This window comes from Mesorhizobium sp. M4B.F.Ca.ET.214.01.1.1 (assembly GCF_004791545.1).
Classification (GTDB): domain Bacteria; phylum Pseudomonadota; class Alphaproteobacteria; order Rhizobiales; family Rhizobiaceae; genus Mesorhizobium; species Mesorhizobium abyssinicae.
The window spans coordinates 1-432 of record NZ_SRUX01000075.1; the positions used below are offsets into that span (position 1 = coordinate 1).

The window sequence follows — 432 nt, forward strand, 5'->3', positions numbered from 1 at the left end:
ACCGTGTCACCCTTATAGCCAGGCACCGAGATCGAGCCTTTCGAAGCGTAGGTCAACGTCAGGTTGGCGCGCATTTCGCCGTCATAGAGTTTGACCGTTCGCCCGCAGACCTTGTCGAGACTGTCGGCGTAGATGACGGTCGCCGCCATCGGATCGAGCACCGACTTCAGGTCACCCGCGCCAAGCGGCACCCAGGACTTGGGATCGCGCTTTTCCGGTGCCGGAACCACCTTGGTGGAGGTGACATTGCCGTTGCCAAAACGGATATCGACCAGAGAGGCCTTCTTGCCGGAGGTGTAGTCGGCGCGGAACGCCTGCGGCACCATTTTCTGGCTTGAAATTGTGCCCTTGGAAGAGATTGTCCCGCGTGTATCGTCAAACAGCTTGGCCAGTCCCGCGGCCGAGACGCTGCCGTCGATCGAGTAGACGCCG

General features: G+C 60.6%; 1 protein-coding gene. It reads right to left on the minus strand.

The genetic code is table 11. The features are described 5' to 3' along the window. On the minus strand, nt 1–432 hold a 432-nt coding region (locus tag EN857_RS33355), incomplete at both ends, for a DUF3108 domain-containing protein (protein ID WP_135897677.1).